This is a genomic window from Pseudomonas koreensis, assembly GCF_024169245.1.
GTDB lineage: Bacteria > Pseudomonadota > Gammaproteobacteria > Pseudomonadales > Pseudomonadaceae > Aquipseudomonas > Aquipseudomonas koreensis_F.
The window spans coordinates 2188921-2208316 of sequence record NZ_JALJWP010000001.1 but is presented as its reverse complement, the minus strand read 5'-3'; the positions used below and the strand labels follow the sequence as shown (position 1 = coordinate 2208316).

Here is a 19396-nt window from a genome sequence, read left to right as displayed (position 1 = left end):
GCTATGACAACGCAGACTCCTGTGGGAGCGAGCCTGCTCGCGAAAGCGATGTGTCAGTCAACCTGGACGTCGCTGGCAGACCGCCTTCGCGAGCAGGCTCGCTCCCACAGGGTTTGGCGGGTGTCAGGCGTTGACGGGTTCGACTGCCAGCTCGACAGCCTCAGGCCTTTTGAGCAGCGCATACACCACCGCCGTGACCAGACTCCCCGCAACAATCGCCAGCAGATACAACAACGCATGGTTGATCGCGTTGGGAATCGCCAGCACGAACAAGCCACCGTGCGGCGCCATCAGCTTGCAGCCGAAATACATCGACAGCGCACCGGTCAGCGCGCCGCCGGCGATGCTCGCCGGGATCACCCGCAGCGGGTCTTTCGCGGCAAACGGAATCGCCCCTTCGGAGATAAAGCACAGGCCCAGCACGAACGCTGCTTTGCCGGCCTCGCGCTCGGTCTGCGCGAACTTGCGCCGGGCAATGAAGGTGGCGATGCCCAGGCCAATCGGCGGCACCATGCCGGCGGCCATGGTCGCGGCCATCGGTGCGTAACTCTGCGAGGCCAGCAGCCCCACCGAAAACGCATACGCAGCCTTGTTGATCGGCCCGCCGAGGTCGACGCACATCATGCCGCCGAGCAACACGCCGAGCAGAATCGCGTTGGTCGTACCCATGCTGTCGAGGAACTGCGTCAGCGCCGCGAGCATGCCGGCGACCGGTTTGCCGACCACGTAAATCATCACCAGACCGGTGACCAGACTGGCCAGCAACGGGATGATCAGAATCGGCTTCAACGCCTCCAGACTCTGCGGCAATTTCACATAGCGGGCGATGGCTTTGGCGGCGTAACCGGCGATGAAACCGGCAATGATCCCGCCAATAAACCCGGCGCCCAAGGTGCCTGCGAGCAAACCGCCGATCATCCCCGGCGCGAGGCCCGGACGGTCGGCAATCGAGTAGGCGATGTAACCGGCCAGCAGCGGCACCATCAGCTTGAACGCGGTTTCGCCGCCGATCTGCATCAGCGCCGCCGCCAGCGTGCCTTCTTCCTTGTACGCGGTGATGCCGAACACGAACGACAATGCGATCAGCAAACCACCCGCCACCACCATCGGCAGCATGTACGACACACCCGTGAGCAGGTGCTTGTAGACGCCGGTTTTCTCGGACTTGGCCGCAGCCTTGCCGTCGCTTGCCGCACTTTCTACAGCGCCTTCGGCCAGGGCTTTTTTCAGGGTCGCTTCGGACTGCTTCAGCGCAACGCCAGTGCCGCAGCGATAGATTTTCTTGCCGGCGAAACGCTCGGTGGCGACGTCGATATCTGCCGCCAGCAACACCACGTCGGCTTCGGCAATGGCCGTTGCGCTGAGTGGGGTTTTCGCGCCCACCGAGCCTTGAGTTTCGACCTGCAATTCATAGCCCAGACGCTTGGCGGTCTGCTGCAACGCTTCGGCGGCCATGAAGGTGTGGGCAACGCCGGTCGGGCAGGCAGTGATGGCGACGATGCGCGGCGCACGGGGCGCGTCACTCGCCGATTCGACCTCGCTGGCCACGTAGACTTCGGCTTCGTCAGCACCGCGACGCAGCACCGCTTCGACATCCTGCAAGGCTTGCGCCGGAGCAATCTGGAACACGCGCTTGCCGACAAACCGGCGCATGTCCACCGCGCCGGTGCTGACCAGCAACACCCATTCGGCGGCTTCGATGGTCGCCGCCGACAACTTGCGTTCCGGGTGCGCCGGATCGACCACTTCGACGCTGGTGCTCCAGCCCTGACGCTGCGCCGCTGCATCGAGCAGACGCGCGCACAGCACACTGGTGACCATGCCGTTCGGGCAAGCCGTAACAATGGCTAACTTCATGACAAACCCTCTTATTGTTCTGTCAGGGGGCGCACGCGCACGCCCTGTTCGAGCTGCGCCAGTTGCGCAGCGTCGTTGATGCCAAAACCGATCTGGGTCACCGCCATCGCCGCAATCGCGGTGGCGGTGCGCAGGGTTTGCTCCGGCGTATCAGCACTGAGCAGACCGTGGAGCATGCCAGCCAGCAATGAATCGCCGGCACCGACCGTGCTGGCCACGCTGACCTTCGGCGGCGAGGCATGCAGCGCCGAGCCGACACTGAACCAGTTCACCCCATCGGCGCCGTGGGAGATCACCACGTGCTCGATGCCTTGCCCATGCAAACGTGCGGCGGCTTGTGCTTCGGCGATCGGCGAGACCACTTCGCAGCCGAGGGCGTGGGCCAGTTCTTCGGTGTTCGGTTTGATCAGCCAGGGGCTGGCCTGCAACGCGGCGCGCAAGGCCTCGCCGCTGGAATCGAGGGCAACTTTCAGGCCGAGGGCATTGAGCTTTTCGATCAGCTCGCGCAACCACTGCGCAGTGACGCCGCGCGGCAAGCTGCCGGCGACCACCACCGCATCGTGCCCCGGTGCGATCTGCAACAGTCGATCAAGCAGAGCTTGCTGCGCTGTTGCATCGACCACTGGCCCCGGGCCGTTGATGTCGGTGATGCGCCCGTCCTGTTCGGCGACTTTGATGTTGCTACGCGTCTCGCCGGGCACGCGGATGAACGCGTCGACGAAACCGCGCTTGGCGAACAGGGTTTCGAATGCTTGCAGATTGTCTTCGCCGAGAAAGCCGCTGACGGTGACCTGATGGCCAAGGTCCGCCAGCACCTGGGCGACGTTGACGCCCTTGCCCGCAGCGTGGGTGTGCATCTCGTCGCTGCGATTGACCTGACCGGCTTCCAGCCGCGACAGCTCAACGGTGAGGTCGAGTGCCGGGTTGAGGGTCAGGGTGAGAATCTTGGCCATTACAGGGCCTCCACTAATGCGCGCACTTCATTCGCGCTGCCCACGGCCAGGGCCTGTTGAGCGAGGGTTTGCGCCTGGGTCAGGCTGAGTTCACGGATGCGCGCCTTGACTTCGGCAATGCTGCGACCGGACACACTGAGCTCATCGACGCCGAGGCCGACCAGCACCGGCACCGCCAGCGGATCGGCCGCCAGCTCGCCGCAGACACCGACCCATTTGCCATGGGCATGGGCGGCGCGCACGGTGATGTCGATCAGTTGCAGCACCGCCGGGTGCAAGCCGTCCGCTTGTGCGGACAGGGTCGGATGACCACGGTCGATGGCCAGGGTGTATTGCGTAAGGTCGTTGGTGCCGACACTGAAGAAGTCGACTTCCTTGGCCAGCACCGGCGCGAGCAATGCGGCGGACGGCACCTCGATCATGATCCCCAGTTGCAGATCGGCGACCGGAATTTCCTTGCGCAGACGCTCGGTCATGTCGCGGGCCTGACGCCACTCTTCGACGCTGCCAACCATCGGGAACATGATCCGCAGCGGACGGTTGTCCGCCGAGCGCAGCAAGGCACGCAGTTGCGCTTCCATGATCTGCGGACGCTGCAAGGTCAGGCGAATGCCGCGCACGCCGAGGAACGGGTTTTCTTCCTTGGCGATCGGCCAATACGGCAACGGTTTGTCGCCGCCGACATCGAGCGTACGCACCACCAGCGGCCGCCCGGCGAGACCATCGAGGACGCGACGGTACTCGGCCTCTTGCGTTGCCTCGTCCGGTGCCTGCGGGTGGGCCATGAAAATCAGTTCGGTGCGCAGCAGGCCGATGCCTTCGGCGCCCTGCTCCACCGCGCTGGTCACGCCTGCGCTTTCGCCGATGTTGGCGAACACTTCGACCGCATGACCATCGGAGGTGTGCGCCGGTTGATGGCGTTGTTCGGCGGCAATCTTCAGGCGTTGCTCGCGGGTGTCGCGTTCTTCAGCGGCGCGTTGCAGCGTCACGGCATCGGCGTCGACATGCAGGCGCCCGCGTTGACCGTCGAGCAACAGCGGCGTGCCAGGCTCGAGCAACAACACCGCCGCGCCGGCGCCAACCAACGCCGGAATACCGAGGGCACGGGCAACGATGGCGCTGTGCGCGGTAGCGCCACCGCGCGCGGTGAGGATCCCCGCCACTCGCGCAGGATCCAGCCGCGCCACATCGGATGGGCCGACTTCGTCCATCACCAGAATGTACGGTTGCTCCGGCTCGTTCGCGGTCTGCACGCCACACAACTGCGCCAGAACCCGGCGACCGATGTCACGCAGATCCGCGGCACGTTCGGCAAGCAAAGCGTCCTGCAGCAATTCCTGCTGTTTGGCCGCCGCTTCGATCACCGCCATCCACGCCGCTTCGGCGCTTTCGCCTTGCTTGAGGCGGGTGTCGACTTCGTCGGTCAGATCCGGGTCGTCGAGCATTTCCTGGTGGGTGATGAAAATCTCCCGGATCGCTTTGGCCTTGCTGCGCTCGATCAAGCCCTGAATATCACGCCGCACGTCGCTCAGCGCTTGGTTGAGGCGCTCGCGCTCGATCGCCGCCGACTCGCCGCGCAACGGGTAATCGATGGCCTGCAGCACCTGAATGTGCGCCGGGCCGATGGCGATGCCCGGTGCGGCAGGAATCGCCCGCAACAGGCTGCCGGAGGCCGGAGCGACCAGCACTTCGGCGATGTCGGCGATCACTTCGCGCTGCTGACTGACGGGCGGCAGCGGCTCGACTTCTTCACCGAGGCCTTCTTCAATCGCCGCAAGCAGAGCCGGCAAGGCATCGGCGGCGATGCTCGGTTCGGCGATAAGCTCCAGCACCTGACCGCGTCGGGCGCCAAGACTCAGCAGTTTGCTCAGGCTCTTCACCGACACGGCACTGTCAGTGCTGTCGACGATGCGCACGCGAATTTCGCCATCAAAGCTTTTCGCCAGTTGCGCGAGAATTTTCGCCGGGCGCGCGTGCAGACCGTGGGCATTGGCCAGGGCAATACGTGCACTCGGCCAATCGGCGGGCAGTTCACCGCCGAGCACTTCGAGGACTTTGCGGCTGCTGGTGGCGCGGCCCAGTTCGTGACCGCGACCTTCGATCAGCAACGCGCACAAACGCTCGAGCAGGGCCTGATGCGCTTCGCCCAGACTGGCGAGGCAGAACAGACCGCTGAGCGGCTGGCCGAGATAGCGCATCGGTTTGTCCGGGGTGACGAACGCCAGTCCCGGACGCTTCACGGTTTGCTCGCTGTGCAGCCACCACAGGCCATCGCCCAATGGCAGCGCTTCAACTTGCTGCAACACGCCGGCAAAGCCGTTGCTCACGCAGTCGGCCTGACGCAGCAGACGCGCGCCGCGCCAGACCAGCTCTTCGAAGTCGTCGGCCGACACACCGAGACCAATCATCTGTGCGTCCAGCGCCAATTCCTGCGGCGCGCCTTGCAGCAGTTTCAACAACGCTTCGGGCGAGCTGGCGCGACGCAGGGCCTGGCCCAGATCGGTCTCGCCGAGGGCGCGGGTCAGCAGTTGCAGCAGGCGCAGGTGTTCATCGGATTTCGCCGCGATGCCGATCGCCAGATAAACGATCTGGCCATCGCCCCAGTCGACACCATCGGGAAACTGCATCAGGCGCACGCCGGTCGCGAATACCTGATCGCGGGTTTCCGGGGTGCCGTGGGGAATGGCGATGCCTTGACCGAGAAAGGTCGAGCCCTGGGCTTCCCGGGCCTGCAGGCCGGCGAGGTAACCGTCGGCCACCAGACCGTCGGCGACCAGATGACTGGCCAGCAATTGCAGGGCGGCGGGTTTATCCACGGCCGACTGGCCCATGGATATCTGCTCTATAGTGAGCTCGAGCATGCGATCTCCTTTTTGGCGCAGTTCAACGCCAGGTATTGTTTTGAATGGTTCACAGCTTAGGCGCTCTGCCGCGCTTTTCAGCGGCAGTTTTGGCGGTTTCACGGCAGGACCGGCCAAAGGCGTCTAAAACGTAGAAAATACGCTTGCTGAAACGTTTAATCTAGATTGATCGGCACGTTACTCGATAATGTCTCATCCTTGAAGTCCAACTGGTCGGATCTGCCCAGGCAACAAGTCGGCTGCCCTTATCGGGTAGGATTGGCGAAAATGTCGCGGCATGCTCGAAAAAACAAGGAAATACCGGGTTGAAACTCAGTGATATCGCGCGGTTGGCCGGCGTCTCCGTCACCACCGCCAGCTACGTCATCAACGGCAAGGCCGAACAGCAACGCATCAGCAACGCGACCGTCGAGCGCGTGCGCGCGGTGGTCGATCTGTATGGCTTTACGCCCAATCCGCAGGCGGCCGGCCTGCGCAGTCGGCACACGCGCACCCTGGGTTTTATCCTGCCGGATCTGGAAAACCCCAGTTACGCGCGGATCGCCAAGTTGCTCGAACAAGGCGCGCGGGCGCGCGGTTATCAATTGCTGATCGCCAGCTCCGACGATGCGCCGGACAGCGAACGTCAGCTCCTGCAGCTGTTCCGCGCCCGGCGTTGCGATGCGCTGATCGTTGCCAGTTGCCTGCCCGCCGGTGATGACAGCTATCGGCAGTTGCAGGCCAAGGGTCTGCCGATCATCGCCATCGACCGGGTCATGGAGCCGGAGCATTTCTGCTCGGTGATCAGCGACGACCGCGAGGCCAGCCTGCACCTGACCCAGAGCCTGCTCGATCCGCAGCCCAAGCAGATCGTGCTGCTCGGCGCCCGCCCGGAATTAAGCATCAGCCAGGAACGTGCTGCCGGTTTCCGCGAAGCGCTCAACGATTTCAAAGGCGAGGTGCTGGTCGAGCACGCCGAGTCGTTCAGCCGCGAGTGCGGCAAGCAATTGATGGAAGAACTCCTGCAGCGTCTGGGGCATTTGCCTGACGCGCTGGTGACCACTTCCTACGTACTGCTGCAAGGCGTGTTCGATGCGTTGCATGATTTCCCGCTGAAATCACGGCCGCTGCGCCTCGGCACGTTCGGCGACACGCAGTTGCTGGATTTCCTGCCGCTGCCGGTCAACGCCATGTCCCAGCAACACCAGTTGATCGCCGACAAGGCGCTGCAACTGGCGCTGGCCGCGGTCGAGCAGGACGATTACCAACCGGGCGTGCAAGCCATTGCGCGGACCTTCAAGCAGCGGATTCACCGGGACTGAAGCGTGGAGCTGATCGACAGTCACACCCACCTCGACTTCCCCGACTTCGACGCCGATCGCGCGGCGCTGCTGGCCGAAAGCCGCGCCCTCGGCGTGCGGCGCATCGTCGTGCTCGGCGTGCATCAGGGCAACTGGCAACGGGTCTGGGATCTGGTGCAGAGCGATGCCGACCTGTATGCGGCGTTCGGTCTGCATCCGGTGTTCCTCGATCAGCATCGCCCCGAGGATTTGCTCGCACTGGGTGACTGGCTGACGCGTTTGCGCGGGCATCGGCAATTGTGCGCGGTGGGCGAGATAGGCCTGGATCATTTCATCGAAACCCTGGATCGCGAGCGCCAGCAGGCGTTGTTCGAAGCGCAGCTGCAGCTGGCGGCGGATTTCGACTTGCCGGCGCTGATCCACGTTCGCCGCAGCCATGCGGCGGTAATCGCCACGCTAAAACGCTTCAAGCTCAAACGCGCCGGTATCATCCACGCCTTCGCCGGCAGCCGCGAAGAAGCGCGGGAATACATCAAGCTCGGTTACAAACTGGGTCTTGGCGGTGCACCGACCTGGCCGCAGGCATTGCGCATGCATCGGGTCCTGCCGGAACTGCCACTGCACTCGGTGGTGCTGGAAACCGACTCACCGGACATGGCCCCCGCCATGTTCCCCGGCCAGCGCAACAGCCCGGCGCATTTGCCGGCGATTTGCGCGGCGCTGGCCGAGCTGATGAATATCACTCCAGAACAACTCGCCAACGTCAGTACCGCCAACTGCTGCGAAGTCTTCGGCTGGTAGGACCTACCCGGGTAGGAGCTGACGAGTGCAACGAGGCTGCGATCTTTTGATCTTCAAATGCAAAGTCAAAAGATCGCAGCCTCGTTGCACTCGTCAGCTCCTACAGGGGGACGGTGTATGGCTCAGACTCGGAAAGCGCTGATCAGTTGTTTGAGTTCAACCACCTGCGCGGACAGTGCGCGGCTGGCATCTTCGGTTTGGTGTGCGCCTTGCGCCGTGCGTTCGCCGGCGCGGTTGATCTCGACGATGTTCTGGTCGATGTCATGCGCCACGGCGGTCTGCTGTTCGACGGCAGCGGCGATCTGCTGGTTCTGGTCGACAATCATGCCCACCGCGCCAAGAATATTTTCCAGCGCTTGCTGGACCTTCTCCGACTGGCCAACAGTGCCATTGGCCATCTGATGGCTGACGCCCATGGCCTTCACCGCCGCGCCAACGCCGCCATGCAGTTTGGCGATCGTCTGCTCGATCTCTTCGGTCGATTGCTGGGTGCGCTTGGCCAGTGTGCGCACTTCATCGGCGACCACGGCAAAGCCGCGGCCCTGCTCGCCGGCCCGCGCCGCTTCGATCGCGGCGTTGAGCGCCAGCAGGTTGGTCTGTTCGGCGATGCTCTTGATCACTTCCAGCACACGGCTGATCGACTGGCTGTCGCTGGCCAGTTGATTGATCACCAGCACCGACTGATCAATCTCGCTGGCCAGCGCGGCAATGCTGCCCTGCTGCGATTCCACCAGACCACGCCCGCTGAGGGTTTCGTCGTTGACGCTGTGGGCGCTGCTCACCGCAGCGGCGGCACTGCGGGCAACTTCCATTGAAGTCGCCGACATCTGGTTCATCGCCGTCGCCACTTGTTCGATTTGCGTACGCTGCCCGGCGACAGCCTGATTGCTCTGTGCCGACACGCTTTCCACCTGCCCAGCCTGACGCTCGACCTCGCCGACGGTGTGGCCGACGCGTTCGATCAAGTCGTGAATCTTCTTCACCGTGCCGTTGAACACCTCGCCCAACTCGCCCAGCTCATCGCGGCTGCTGGCCTTGAAGTTGACGGTCATGTCACCGGCCGCGACCTTGTCCATCATCGCCCCCAGGCTTTTCAGGGTGGTGCGGGTCGAGGCGTAGAAACCGCCATAAAGATAGAAAATCAGCACGAACACCACCGACAGCGCAGAGGCCTGCAGGATCATGTGCGTGCGGTTCTGCGCCAGACGCTGCTGCAACTGGCTGTCGAGAAATTTCAGCGTGGCCTGATTGAGCTGGTAGGTGTGTTCCATCAGCCCGGTGACCTGATCGTAAAATGCCTGCCACGGCGCATCGAGGGTGTCGGCCATCACCACTTGCTCTTCGAACAGTTCGCTGGCCTGCTTCAGCGACGCCTTGCTGTTCTCAGCCTGCGCGCTAAGGGATTCGCGCGCGGCGTTGCTGGAACCGAGGGCGTCCTGCAGCTTCAGTGCGTACTCGGCCTGGAGTTTTTCGATCTGCACCAGCAATTCGTCAAAACGTGTGCTGGAAGAACTGTTGAGAAAGCCTTGGCCCAACGAATACGAACCCATTGCCCGGCCTTCGCCGAGGGTTTGCGTGACGCTCGGGGTGATCAGCGTGACCAGTTCGCTGAGCTGGCGAATGTCGCTCTGGTTGTCGCGGCTCAACCCGGCCTGACTGGTGATGATCTGGCTGAAAATCTGCGCACTGGCCAGCAATTTGCCAATCAATGCGCTTTTGCTTTGCAGCGAGCTCTCCGCTTGCTGGGCCTTGAACGCGGCGATCATTTCATCGCGTTTGGCTTCGAATTGCCTGATCTGCTCGGGATCTTCGGTCATCGCCGTCAGCCCTTCGAGGCGCGCGAGCACGGCTTGCTCCAGCGTCTGGATCTGCGCTTCGACATTGCCGGCCTTGCCGGACTGGCCGAGGGTGACGTCGATCTGCACCAGATTGTTCAGGGTTTCCAGATCGCGGCGCAGGCTCAGGCTGCTGCCCAGCAGGTCGAGGCTTTGCAGTTCGACACGGGTGCCCTGAAATTCGCGATAGGAGTCGCGTACCAGATAGAAATTGGTCACCAGCATCGGCACCAGGAACAGCACGCTGATCAGGCTGAACTTCATGCCGAAGCTCAGACGGTTCATCAGCGAGACGGCGGGATAGAGCAAGCTCTTCACTGGAAGTCTCCCTTGGTTTTTCTTGTTTTTATTGGCAGGCGCGGGGCGACAGCAGATAGCCACTATCGGGCGCTAACTCTGTATAGCGCAAATCGGCGGGGGGTTTTGTAACTTAAGGTTAATGGGCGATGCAGTAATCGCCAAAATCAAAAGCGAAAAGATCGCAGCCTTCGGCAGCTCCTACAGGGAAATGCGATCCCGTGTAGGAGCTGCCGAAGGCTGCGATCTTTTGCTCTTGCTCTAATCAGTGAACCAGAACAGTCCACAAGGCAAACCCGGCATACCACAGCACCGCCGCGCGCAGCAGCAGTTCCCACAGGCAGTCGAGGGTGTTGATGCCATCCGGGCCGACCGCTGGCGGCGGGATCTCTCCAGCGGCGAGGCCGACCTTGTTGATCAACTGCGCAGCGCTGATGTTCCAGTTCAGCAGCTCGTGCAGCATCACGCGGCTGACCGCGACGAAGTTGCCAACCAGGGCCAGACTCGCCGCCAGCAAACGCACCGGCACCCAATCGAAGGCATGACGCAACTGCGCAGCGCGCTCGACCAGCGCCGGGTTTGTACCGTGCTCTTCGGCCAACGCCAGCAAACGATAGGCCAGTGCCGCTACCGGACCGAGGAGGAAGTACCAGAAGATCACCGCGAAGAAACTCTGATACGCCTGCCACAGCAGATGCCCCTGCACTTGCTCAAGCAATTGCTCGCCGCTGTCGGCGCAGATGTCCAGGTCGCGCTTGGCCACGTGGGCCGCCGCTTGCAGATCCTCACGGCGCCAGGCATCGCGGAACGGCCCGAGGCCGCCGAGCAGATCGCCACGCCCGAGGCTGTAAATGACCACCAGCAAATGCACCGGCAGCGCCAGCAAACCGTACGCCACCGGTTCCAGTACCAACAGCAACAGCGCCAGCAACGCCACCGGGAACAGCACCAGAATCGTCAGCACCAGCCACGGTTGTTTCGCCAATCGTTCGCTGCTTTCGAGTTTGTGCAGCTCGCGGATCCATCCGCCATCGCGTTGAAGCCGATGGCGCAGGGCCGAAAACTTCTCGATCCACAGCGCCAGCAGTAACACCAGAAAACTCATTGTCCTTCCTCTTTTGCCAGGGCCGCGCGGTAGCGTGCCCAGTCGAATGCCGGTCCCGGATCGGTCTTGCGCCCCGGCGCGATATCGCTGTGGCCGCAGATGCGCTGATCGGTGATCGCCGGAAAACGTTGCTGCAACTGCCGGGTCAGCGCCGTCAACGAGCAATATTGTTCGTCGGTGAACGGCAGATCATCGGTGCCTTCCAGCTCGATGCCCACGGAAAAATCGTTACAGGTTTCACGACCTTCGAACACAGAAACGCCGGCATGCCACGCCCGCGCAAGACAAGAGACAAACTGGGTGACCTTGCCGTCACGTTCGATCAGAAAATGCGCCGAGACGCGCAGGTCAGCGATGCCTGCAAAGTACGGGTGTTCGGTGACATCCAGACGATTCTGGAAAAATTCCTGCACCTTGCCCGTGGCGAATTGCGCCGGCGGCAGGCTGATGTTGTGGATGACCAACAGGGACACTTCGCCCGCCGGGCGCTCATTGAAGTTGGGCGACGGGCAGATCTGCACGCCATGACACCACCCGCTCGCGGGATCCAACTGCATACCGATTCCTTCAACGCCGACCATTTGGGCGCCCAGTATGCCGCGATCCGCCCTCACCGTGCGATCAGTTGCCGCGATTGAGTCGCCGCAGGTCGCCCAGCACCGTTTCCAGTGCGCGGTCGAACAACAAGGTGTCATCCAGCACGCGCGCGACGCCACGGCTCAATGCCAGGGCCAGATCGGTGCGGCTGCGCTCCAGCACTTTCATGCCAGTACGGTCGACGAAGACATATTTGCCGGTCTCCTCGATGATCGCCGCGAGCTTGCAACGCAAGGTCTGTTCGTCGTCCTCGTCGAACACCACCCAGTTACCCACACGCAACTGCTCGATCTCAGACAGAGCGGCATCGTCTTGCGCAGGGCGCGGCGATGGCGTGGCTGCAGTTTGGTCGGTGCTGTGCTGCAAGACCTGGGGCGTGACTTCGATCAGCGGCGTAACGCCGTGATCGGCGTCGTCGGAGCGCTCCAGCACGCGCACGTGCAGCGCCTCCAGTTCACTGAAGAATTCGCTGGTGGCAAACGGGTCGAACGCGGTGCTGCTCAGGCCATCGCGCAGCGACTTGAGCAAACCCGGTACCAGTGCCAGCAGGCGCAGGCTGGATTCGCCGTCGTCATGGCGTTGCACACTCCAGATCAACTGCTCCATGGTCTGCACATCGGCGTGCCACTCAGCGGACTGATCGCCATGCTTGAGACAGGTCAGCAACAGCACGTTGCTCCAGGCCTGCTGGACGAAACTGACCACCGAGGCCGGCAGCGCTTTGCCCAGCAACGCCTGCTGCAACGCCTGTGCAACGCGATGCTGAGCCAGTTCGGCTTTTGCCCGGCCTTCCTCGGCATCACGCAAGCGTTGTTCGAGCAGTTCGGTGCGGCGACGTTCTTCCTGAGTGAAGGTGAGAAAGTCGGCGAGCAGTTCGGAGAAGATCGCCGGGTCGTCGACAAACTCGCTCAGCAAGCGCTGCACCACTTGCTCGATGCGCACGTAGAGGCTGTCGCGCTCAGCACCGTCGCAATCGCTCCAGCCCATGGCAGCTTCGGCGATTTCGTTGAGCAGGCGCCGCGCCGGGTGTGTGCTGCGGCTGAAGAAACTCTTGTCCAGCACAGCGATTTTGAGCATCGGGATCTGCAATCGGGCGATCAGCGCCTTGAGCGCGTCTGGCACGTTGCGATCGTCGAGGATGCAGTCGAAGACCATGGCGATCAGGTTGATCACATCTTCGTCGGCGGTCGCGACAACGCGGGAGCGGCCACTTCTGACGCTGACCCGGGTCAGCAGCTGTTCGAGCTGGTGGCGCAGATCGAAATCTTCCTGGGCCTCGAGCGCCGGTACGTACTGCTGCAAGTGCGACAACAAACGCAGCAGATCGCGGGTGTTGATCGGATGCGCCGGGGCGCCGGGTTCCAGTGTCGGTGTGACTCGGCCGCGCACGTGGGCGAGCAATTGCTGCAGCGCCGCAAACACCTCTTCCACGCCCTCGTCCGCTGGCGGCAGCTCGTCGAGGTCCTCAATCAACGTCTCGCTGTCCGCAGGCTCGACCATGCGACGGGGTATGGCCGGTTTCAGATGCGGCAATACGCCGGTGGCGAGCAGCAACTGATTGGCCTCGGCATACAGCTGCTCGGTGTCGGCCAGCACGTAGCGTTCGAACAGTTTGAGCAGGATCAGCTTGACCTTGATCTCGACGCCAAGATTACGCCCGGCCTGCAGGAAATATTCGCAGAGCATCGCCGGACTCAGCGGATTGTGCTGATCGTCGAGACGCTTGCCGAGCATCGAGCTGAACCGCGCGGTCAGTTGATCGAGGGCAAAGCCGTCGCGCTTGAGCACGCGGCTGACCATGGTCTGCACGGCCACGGTGCGCTCCATGGCATCGGTGCGCGGCGCCGACTCTTCGACCACCGGCGTGCGTGGCAGGGTGTTGGCGGCGGGGTCGTATTGGGTAAGGCCGGCGAAGGCTTCGAAAAACAATTCGAGAAAGCCACGCTCGATGTTCTTGCGCTTGAGGCGCAGGTCGCGCATGGCTTCGAAAAAGATGTTCTGATCGACATCGTTGCGCGCCCGGTCGGCCATTTCGAACAGCGTGTCGTCGGCGTTATCGAACAGCTCCTGCAAATCGTGGCGCAACTGCTGCGCAGCCTTGTCGCGGACTTGCAGCAGAATCACCGGCAAGCGGGCAAGCGGCGAGTGGTCCGCCAGATCGGCAGTCGCCCGGTGCAGAGGCACCACTTTCCCGTCGTTGCGCATCCAAGCCTCCTGGAACGGTGATTCGGTTCGTCGCTTTGACACTGCTCCAGCGGAGTCGTTCGTCAAAGCCATGACGTCAAATACAAGGCGGATTATCTGGTAAAAGATGGCGACGATGCTATAGGCCTCAGGGTTTCCCCTATACGCCACGCGCCGGGCACTCAGGTCAGGAAAATCGACCAGATGCGTCAGGCGCGCGCGTTCTCGCCTTGGGTTGGCTCGCGCCCTGCCCCTATAATCGAACCACTTTGTTTGTGGAGTCCGTTATGCTGAATCTACGTCTCGCCGATCTGACCGCCGAAATCGAAAACAACGTGCGCCGTGCGTTGCTCGAAGACGTCGGCAGCGGCGACATCACCGCGCAACTGATCCCGGCCGAACGCCTGGCCAAAGCCACCATCATCACCCGTGACGACGCCGTCATCTGCGGCACCGCGTGGGTCGATGCGGTGTTTCGCCAGCTCGATCCGCGTGTGGCGGTGCATTGGCAAGTGGTCGACGGCCAGCGGGTCAAAGCCAATCAGCCGCTGTTTCACTTGGAAGGCCCGGCTCGCTCATTGCTGACGGGTGAACGCAGCGCGTTGAACTTCCTGCAGTTGCTGTCTGGCGTGGCGACGCGCGCGCAGTACATGGCGGACTTCGTCGGCGAAACGCAGGTCAAGTTGCTCGACACCCGCAAGACCTTGCCCGGCCTGCGCCTGGCGCAGAAATACGCGGTGACCTGCGGCGGCTGCCACAACCACCGGATCGGTCTGTACGACGCCTTCCTGATCAAGGAAAACCACATTGCCGCCAGCGGTGGCATCGCCGAAGCCGTGGCCGCCGCGCACAAGATCGCCCCGGGCAAACCGGTGGAAATCGAAGTGGAAAGTCTTGAGGAATTGAAGCAAGCGCTGGAAGCCGGCGCCGACATCATCATGCTCGACGAACTGAGCCTGGACGACATGCGCGAAGCGGTACGCCTGACCGCCGGCAAAGCGAAACTGGAAGCCAGCGGCGGCATCAACGAAAGCACGCTGCTGCCGATCGCCGAAACGGGCGTGGATTACATTTCCATCGGCGCGATGACCAAGGATGTCAAAGCGGTGGATCTGTCGATGCGCTTGAGCCTCTGAGCATTCGCGCAAGAAAAAACGCCAGCCTGTTGAGGCTGGCGTTTCTGTTTCAGACCACCAGATTATTCATCTCGCAGTACTCGTCCCACTCGACACCCAAGACTTCAGCCGCTTCCTTGTGCAGCACGAGGCGCTGCGCCTCGAACTCCTCCGGCGTGCTCGTGTACTTGAGGGTCAGCTCCCACGGCTGCAAGCCCTGCGCTTCGGCTTCGTCTTCGAAGGCCCACTGGATCTGGTCTTTCTGATCATCGGGACTCAGGTCCTTGATCTCTTCCTTCAGGTCCGGCACATCCAGAAGGTATTTTTCCAGCGCTTGTTCGTGGCGTTGCTCTTGGGTCAATTCAGTCATGGGGTTCTCGCTGATCTTGAGAATGGAGGATGGATCTGGATCATCAAGGATCTCTCTGACGCGGACTGGCCGGCCTTCGGAACCATTCGGGATCATCTGAAAACTGCTAAGCAATGCTCATGCACGCACCGAATATAGGACGTTTGCATGACGAATTACACGGGTCTTTACATCTCTTGCACAAAAAGCTGACCTGCGGAACATTAAACGACGTGACGCGATGAGGAGATGGTGCCCGAGACAGGAATCGAACCTGCGACCTTCGCGTTACGAGTGCGCTGCTCTACCGGCTGAGCTACACGGGCGGTGGGCTAAACCTAGCACCGGTTTTCACAAAAGCAAAGATCGCAGCCTGCGGCAGCTCCCACATGATCGGATTATCAAACCGCTTCTGTAGGAGCTGCCGCAGGCTGCGATCTTTTGCTCTTTATTCAAGGCAAAAAAATGCCCCCGCCGTTTTCACGGCGGGGGCATCTTCATTGCGCTAAAACCTTGGGCTGATTAAACGCCCGAAGCCTTGGCAGCTGCCACGTCTTTGATGGACAGCTTGATACGGCCGCGGTTGTCCACGTCCAGTACCAGCACTTCGACTTCCTGGCCTTCTTTGAGGATGTCGGTGACTTTCTCTACGCGAGCGTCGCTCAGCATCGAGATGTGCACCAGACCGTCCTTGCCCGGCAGGATGTTGACGAACGCGCCGAAGTCGACGATGCGCTCAACCTTGCCGACGTAGATCTTGCCGATCTCGGCTTCTGCAGTGATGCTCAGAACGCGCTGACGCGCTGCTTCTGCGGCATCCTTGGTTTCGCCGAAGATCTTGATCGAGCCGTCGTCTTCGATATCGATCGAAGCCTTGGTTTCTTCGCAGATCGCACGGATGGTCGCGCCACCTTTACCGATAACGTCACGGATCTTGTCGGTGTCGATCTTCATCGCGATCATGGTCGGAGCGTTGGCCGACAGTTCGGTACGCGACTGGCCAATGATCTGGTTCATCTGGCCGAGGATGTTCAGGCGCGCTTCAAGGGCCTGGCCCAGAGCGATTTCCATGATCTCTTCGGTGATGCCCTTGATCTTGATGTCCATCTGCAGCGCGGTAACGCCTTTGGCGGTACCGGCTACCTTGAAGTCCATGTCGCCCAGGTGATCTTCGTCGCCGAGGATGTCGGTCAGGACGGCGAACTTCTCGCCTTCTTTAACCAGACCCATGGCGATACCGGCCACCGGTGCTTTCATCGGCACACCAGCATCCATCAGTGCGAGGGAAGCGCCGCACACGGAAGCCATCGAGCTCGAACCGTTGGATTCGGTAATTTCCGACACTACGCGGATGGTGTACGGGAACACGTCAGCGGCTGGCAGCATGGCCGAAACCGAACGACGGGCCAGACGGCCGTGACCGATTTCGCGACGACCGGCGCCACCCATGCGACCACACTCGCCGACCGAGAACGGCGGGAAGTTGTAGTGCAGCATGAACGGGTCTTTCTTTTCGCCTTCCAGGGTGTCCAGCAGCTGCGCGTCACGGGCGGTGCCCAGTGTTGCCACAACCAGTGCCTGGGTTTCGCCACGGGTGAACAGCGCCGAACCGTGAGTCTTCGGCAGAACGCCGACTTCGATGTTCAGCGGACGTACGGTGCGGGTGTCGCGACCGTCGATACGAGGCTTGCCGTTGACGATGTTTTCGCGAACGGTGCGGTATTCGATTTCGCCGAAGGCCGCTTTGACTTCAGCAGCGCTAGGCTGGCCTTCTTCACCGGACAGCTTGGCAACCACCTGGTCACGCAACTCGCCCAGACGCGCGTAGCGGTCGGCCTTGATGGTGATGGTGTAAGCCTGGGAGATCGCTTCGCCGAACTCGGCACGGATCGCGCCCAGCAGCTCGGTGGCTTCAGGCTGTGGAGCCCAGTTCCAGGTTGGCTTGGCGGCTTCGGCAGCCAGTTCTTTTACAGCGTTGATCACAACCTGGAATTCGTCGTGAGCGAACAGTACCGCGCCCAGCATCTGGTCTTCGGTCAGCTCTTTGGCTTCGGATTCAACCATCAGCACGGCGTCGGAAGTACCGGCAACGACCATGTCCAGGCTCGAAGCGGCCTGCTGTTCGTAAGTCGGGTTCAGCAGGTAGCCGGTGCTTTCGTGGAACGCCACGCGAGCGGCGCCGATCGGGCCGTCGAACGGAATGCCGGAAATGGCCAGGGCCGCCGAGGTACCGATCATCGCAGCGATGTCCGGATCGGTCTTCTTGCTGGTGGAAACGACGGTGCAGACAACCTGCACTTCGTTCATGAAGCCTTCTGGGAACAGCGGACGGATCGGACGGTCGATCAGTCGGGAAGTCAGGGTTTCTTTCTCGGAGGGACGGCCTTCACGCTTGAAGAAACCGCCAGGGATCTTACCGGCAGCGTAAGTCTTTTCCTGGTAGTGAACGGACAGAGGGAAGAAGCCCTTGCCCGGATCGGCTTGCTTTGCACCGACGACAGTCACCAACACGCTGACGTCGTCGTCAACGGTGACCAATACTGCGCCGGAGGCCTGACGGGCGATACGGCCTGTCTCGAGGGTAACGGTCGATTGACCGAACTGGAATTTTTTGATTACCGGGTTCACGGTGTCCTACCTTCTTTGTGGCTCTTGGGGGAAACGGTTTCTTGCGAATTCTTGGGCAATCTCGGGAATCGGCCCGATGGCAATTGTCCGGGTGTTACAGGTAAAGCCATGCTGCAGATAAAACTTGAGGCTGGGAGCCTGCAAGACGTCAGCGGAAAACCGCTGACGCCCGACAGACCACCAACCTCATAGCGCAATCGCTGATTAGCGACGCAGACCCAGGCGAGCGATCAGCGCGGCGTACCGGCTTACGTCCTTGCCTTTCAGGTAGTCCAGCAGCTTGCGACGCTGGTTAACCATGCGGATCAGACCACGACGGGAGTGGTGATCTTTACCGTTGGCCTTGAAGTGACCTTGCAGTTTGTTGATGTTGGCGGTCAGCAGTGCAACCTGCACTTCTGGCGAACCAGTGTCACCAACAGCTTGCTGGTAGTCAGCAACGATTTGAGCTTTTTCTTGAACGTCGAGAGCCATGAGGCAATCCTTCCTTATCAGGAAACTGTTTCAGGGAAACAGCTTCAACAGGCCAGGGACAAATCCCTGTATCTATAAATGAGTAGTGACCATGCCTGTTAACAGCCACACTCGCCGGCCCGCTTACGCAGACCGGTTCCGGTCATTCTGACCGAATCAAGCGACGCGGCGCGATGCGCGCGTCTTCGCTCACTTCACCGATACCGATGAAGCGACCATTGTGATCCTGTACTCGTACCATGCCGAACTTCGGTGCATCCGGGGCACGTACCGGCTGGCCGTTGAGCCAGTAGAACGCGCTCGCTTCCGAGAAGTGCAGCAACGGCCAATCCTGCAGGCCGCTGTCCGATGGCATCAGGAAGCGGTCGACCGCTTCATTGCCGCCTTCGGCATGTACCGCTTCCAGCTCTTCGAGGGTCACGGTCTGCGCGAGGGTGAAAGGCCCGGCCTGGGTCCGACGCAATTCTGCGACGTACGCACCACAACCGAGTTGCTCACCGATATCCTCCACCAGGGTACGAATATAGGTGCCCTTGCTGCAGTCCACCGCAAGCCGCGCAGTATCGCCTTCGAAGGCCAGCAATTCCAAGCGCGCAATAGTAACAGAACGCGGTTCGCGCTCCACTACTTCGCCTGCACGTGCCAGTTTGTACAGCGGCTGGCCATCACGCTTGAGTGCCGAGTACATCGGCGGTATCTGACTGATTTGCCCACGAAATTTCGGCAGAACCGCTTCGACATCGGCGCGACCAACGGTCACCGGACGCTCCTGCAAAACCTCGCCTTCGGCATCGGCCGTGGTGGTGGTCTTGCCCAGTTGCGCCAGGGTTTCATAGCCCTTGTCGGAATCGAGCAGGTACTGCGAGAACTTGGTCGCCTCGCCGAAGCACAGCGGCAACACGCCGGTGGCCAGCGGGTCGAGGCTGCCGGTGTGGCCGGCCTTCTCGGCATTGAGCAGCCAGCGCACCTTCTGCAACGCGGCGTTGGAAGTGAAACCCAACGGCTTGTCGAGCAGGATGATGCCGCTGACGTTACGACGGATACGTTTGACCTGAGCCAC

General features: G+C 61.7%; 14 protein-coding genes and 1 tRNA gene. 3 read left to right on the top strand and 12 right to left on the bottom strand.

Annotation, left to right across the window (positions count from 1 at the left end; all coding sequences use genetic code 11):
• Window positions 1-123 precede the first annotated feature (123 nt).
• Genes J2Y90_RS09870 through ptsP form a run of 3 tightly spaced genes read right to left on the bottom strand, consistent with a single transcriptional unit; the run spans window position 124 to window position 5671 of the window.
• Window positions 124-1857, bottom strand: a complete 1734-nt coding sequence (locus J2Y90_RS09870) for a PTS fructose-like transporter subunit IIB (protein WP_253498952.1) — start codon at window positions 1855-1857, stop codon at window positions 124-126.
• Between the two features lie 11 nt (window positions 1858-1868).
• Entirely contained in the window at window positions 1869-2810 is a 942-nt protein-coding gene (pfkB, locus tag J2Y90_RS09865; protein WP_253498949.1) for a 1-phosphofructokinase, read from the bottom strand.
• Window positions 2810-5671 (bottom strand): phosphoenolpyruvate--protein phosphotransferase, encoded by a 2862-nt coding sequence (gene ptsP / locus J2Y90_RS09860; RefSeq protein WP_253498946.1) that lies wholly within the window; start codon window positions 5669-5671, stop codon window positions 2810-2812. The genes pfkB and ptsP overlap by 1 nt, the downstream gene beginning before the upstream one ends.
• Window positions 5672-5976: 305 nt before the next feature.
• On the opposite strand from ptsP, the gene cra reads away from it, so the two are divergent.
• Together cra and J2Y90_RS09850 are read left to right on the top strand one after the other, a co-directional pair.
• On the top strand, window positions 5977-6972 hold the full coding sequence (cra, locus tag J2Y90_RS09855; protein WP_253498943.1) for a catabolite repressor/activator: 996 nt from the start codon (window positions 5977-5979) through the stop codon (window positions 6970-6972).
• A gap of 3 nt (window positions 6973-6975) precedes the next feature.
• Window positions 6976-7752 (top strand): TatD family hydrolase, encoded by a 777-nt coding sequence (locus tag J2Y90_RS09850; RefSeq protein ID WP_253498940.1) that lies wholly within the window; start codon window positions 6976-6978, stop codon window positions 7750-7752.
• A 122-nt stretch (window positions 7753-7874) separates the two neighbouring features.
• Here J2Y90_RS09850 and J2Y90_RS26740 read toward each other — a convergent pair whose 3' ends face one another.
• The 4 genes from J2Y90_RS26740 to J2Y90_RS09830 form a co-directional block, all read right to left on the bottom strand.
• Entirely contained in the window at window positions 7875-8564 is a 690-nt protein-coding gene (locus J2Y90_RS26740; RefSeq protein WP_437180698.1) for a methyl-accepting chemotaxis protein, read from the bottom strand.
• A gap of 1585 nt (window positions 8565-10149) precedes the next feature.
• A complete protein-coding gene (gene ampE / locus J2Y90_RS09840; protein ID WP_253498934.1) occupies window positions 10150-10989 on the bottom strand; it encodes a regulatory signaling modulator protein AmpE in 840 nt (279 codons plus the stop codon).
• Window positions 10986-11546, bottom strand: a complete 561-nt coding sequence (gene ampD, locus J2Y90_RS09835; protein WP_253498931.1) for a 1,6-anhydro-N-acetylmuramyl-L-alanine amidase AmpD — start codon at window positions 11544-11546, stop codon at window positions 10986-10988. Before ampD ends, ampE begins: the two co-directional genes overlap by 4 nt.
• Window positions 11547-11610: 64 nt before the next feature.
• Window positions 11611-13791: a DUF1631 domain-containing protein gene (locus tag J2Y90_RS09830; protein ID WP_253498928.1), complete on the bottom strand. Its 2181-nt coding sequence runs from the start codon at window positions 13789-13791 to the stop codon at window positions 11611-11613.
• 266 nt (window positions 13792-14057) lie between these two features.
• Here J2Y90_RS09830 and nadC point away from each other — a divergent pair, with 266 nt between their 5' ends.
• Window positions 14058-14906 carry a carboxylating nicotinate-nucleotide diphosphorylase gene (gene nadC / locus J2Y90_RS09825; RefSeq protein WP_253498925.1) on the top strand — a complete coding sequence of 283 codons (849 nt, stop codon included), beginning with the start codon at window positions 14058-14060 and terminating at the stop codon, window positions 14904-14906.
• A gap of 49 nt (window positions 14907-14955) precedes the next feature.
• Here nadC and J2Y90_RS09820 read toward each other — a convergent pair whose 3' ends face one another.
• The 5 genes from J2Y90_RS09820 to truB form a co-directional block, all read right to left on the bottom strand.
• The gene (locus J2Y90_RS09820; protein ID WP_042608866.1) at window positions 14956-15255 is read right to left on the bottom strand and encodes a DUF6388 family protein; all 300 of its coding nucleotides are present in this window, start codon (window positions 15253-15255) and stop codon (window positions 14956-14958) included.
• A gap of 229 nt (window positions 15256-15484) precedes the next feature.
• A tRNA-Thr gene (locus J2Y90_RS09815) sits at window positions 15485-15560 on the bottom strand.
• Window positions 15561-15756: 196 nt separating this feature from the next.
• Window positions 15757-17862, bottom strand: coding sequence for a polyribonucleotide nucleotidyltransferase (gene pnp / locus J2Y90_RS09810; protein ID WP_116657710.1), 2106 nt, complete (start codon window positions 17860-17862; stop codon window positions 15757-15759).
• Between the two features lie 204 nt (window positions 17863-18066).
• Entirely contained in the window at window positions 18067-18336 is a 270-nt protein-coding gene (gene rpsO, locus J2Y90_RS09805) for a 30S ribosomal protein S15 (RefSeq protein WP_016771751.1), read from the bottom strand.
• A 142-nt stretch (window positions 18337-18478) separates the two neighbouring features.
• Window positions 18479-19396 carry a tRNA pseudouridine(55) synthase TruB gene (gene truB, locus J2Y90_RS09800; RefSeq protein WP_253498922.1) on the bottom strand — a complete coding sequence of 306 codons (918 nt, stop codon included), beginning with the start codon at window positions 19394-19396 and terminating at the stop codon, window positions 18479-18481.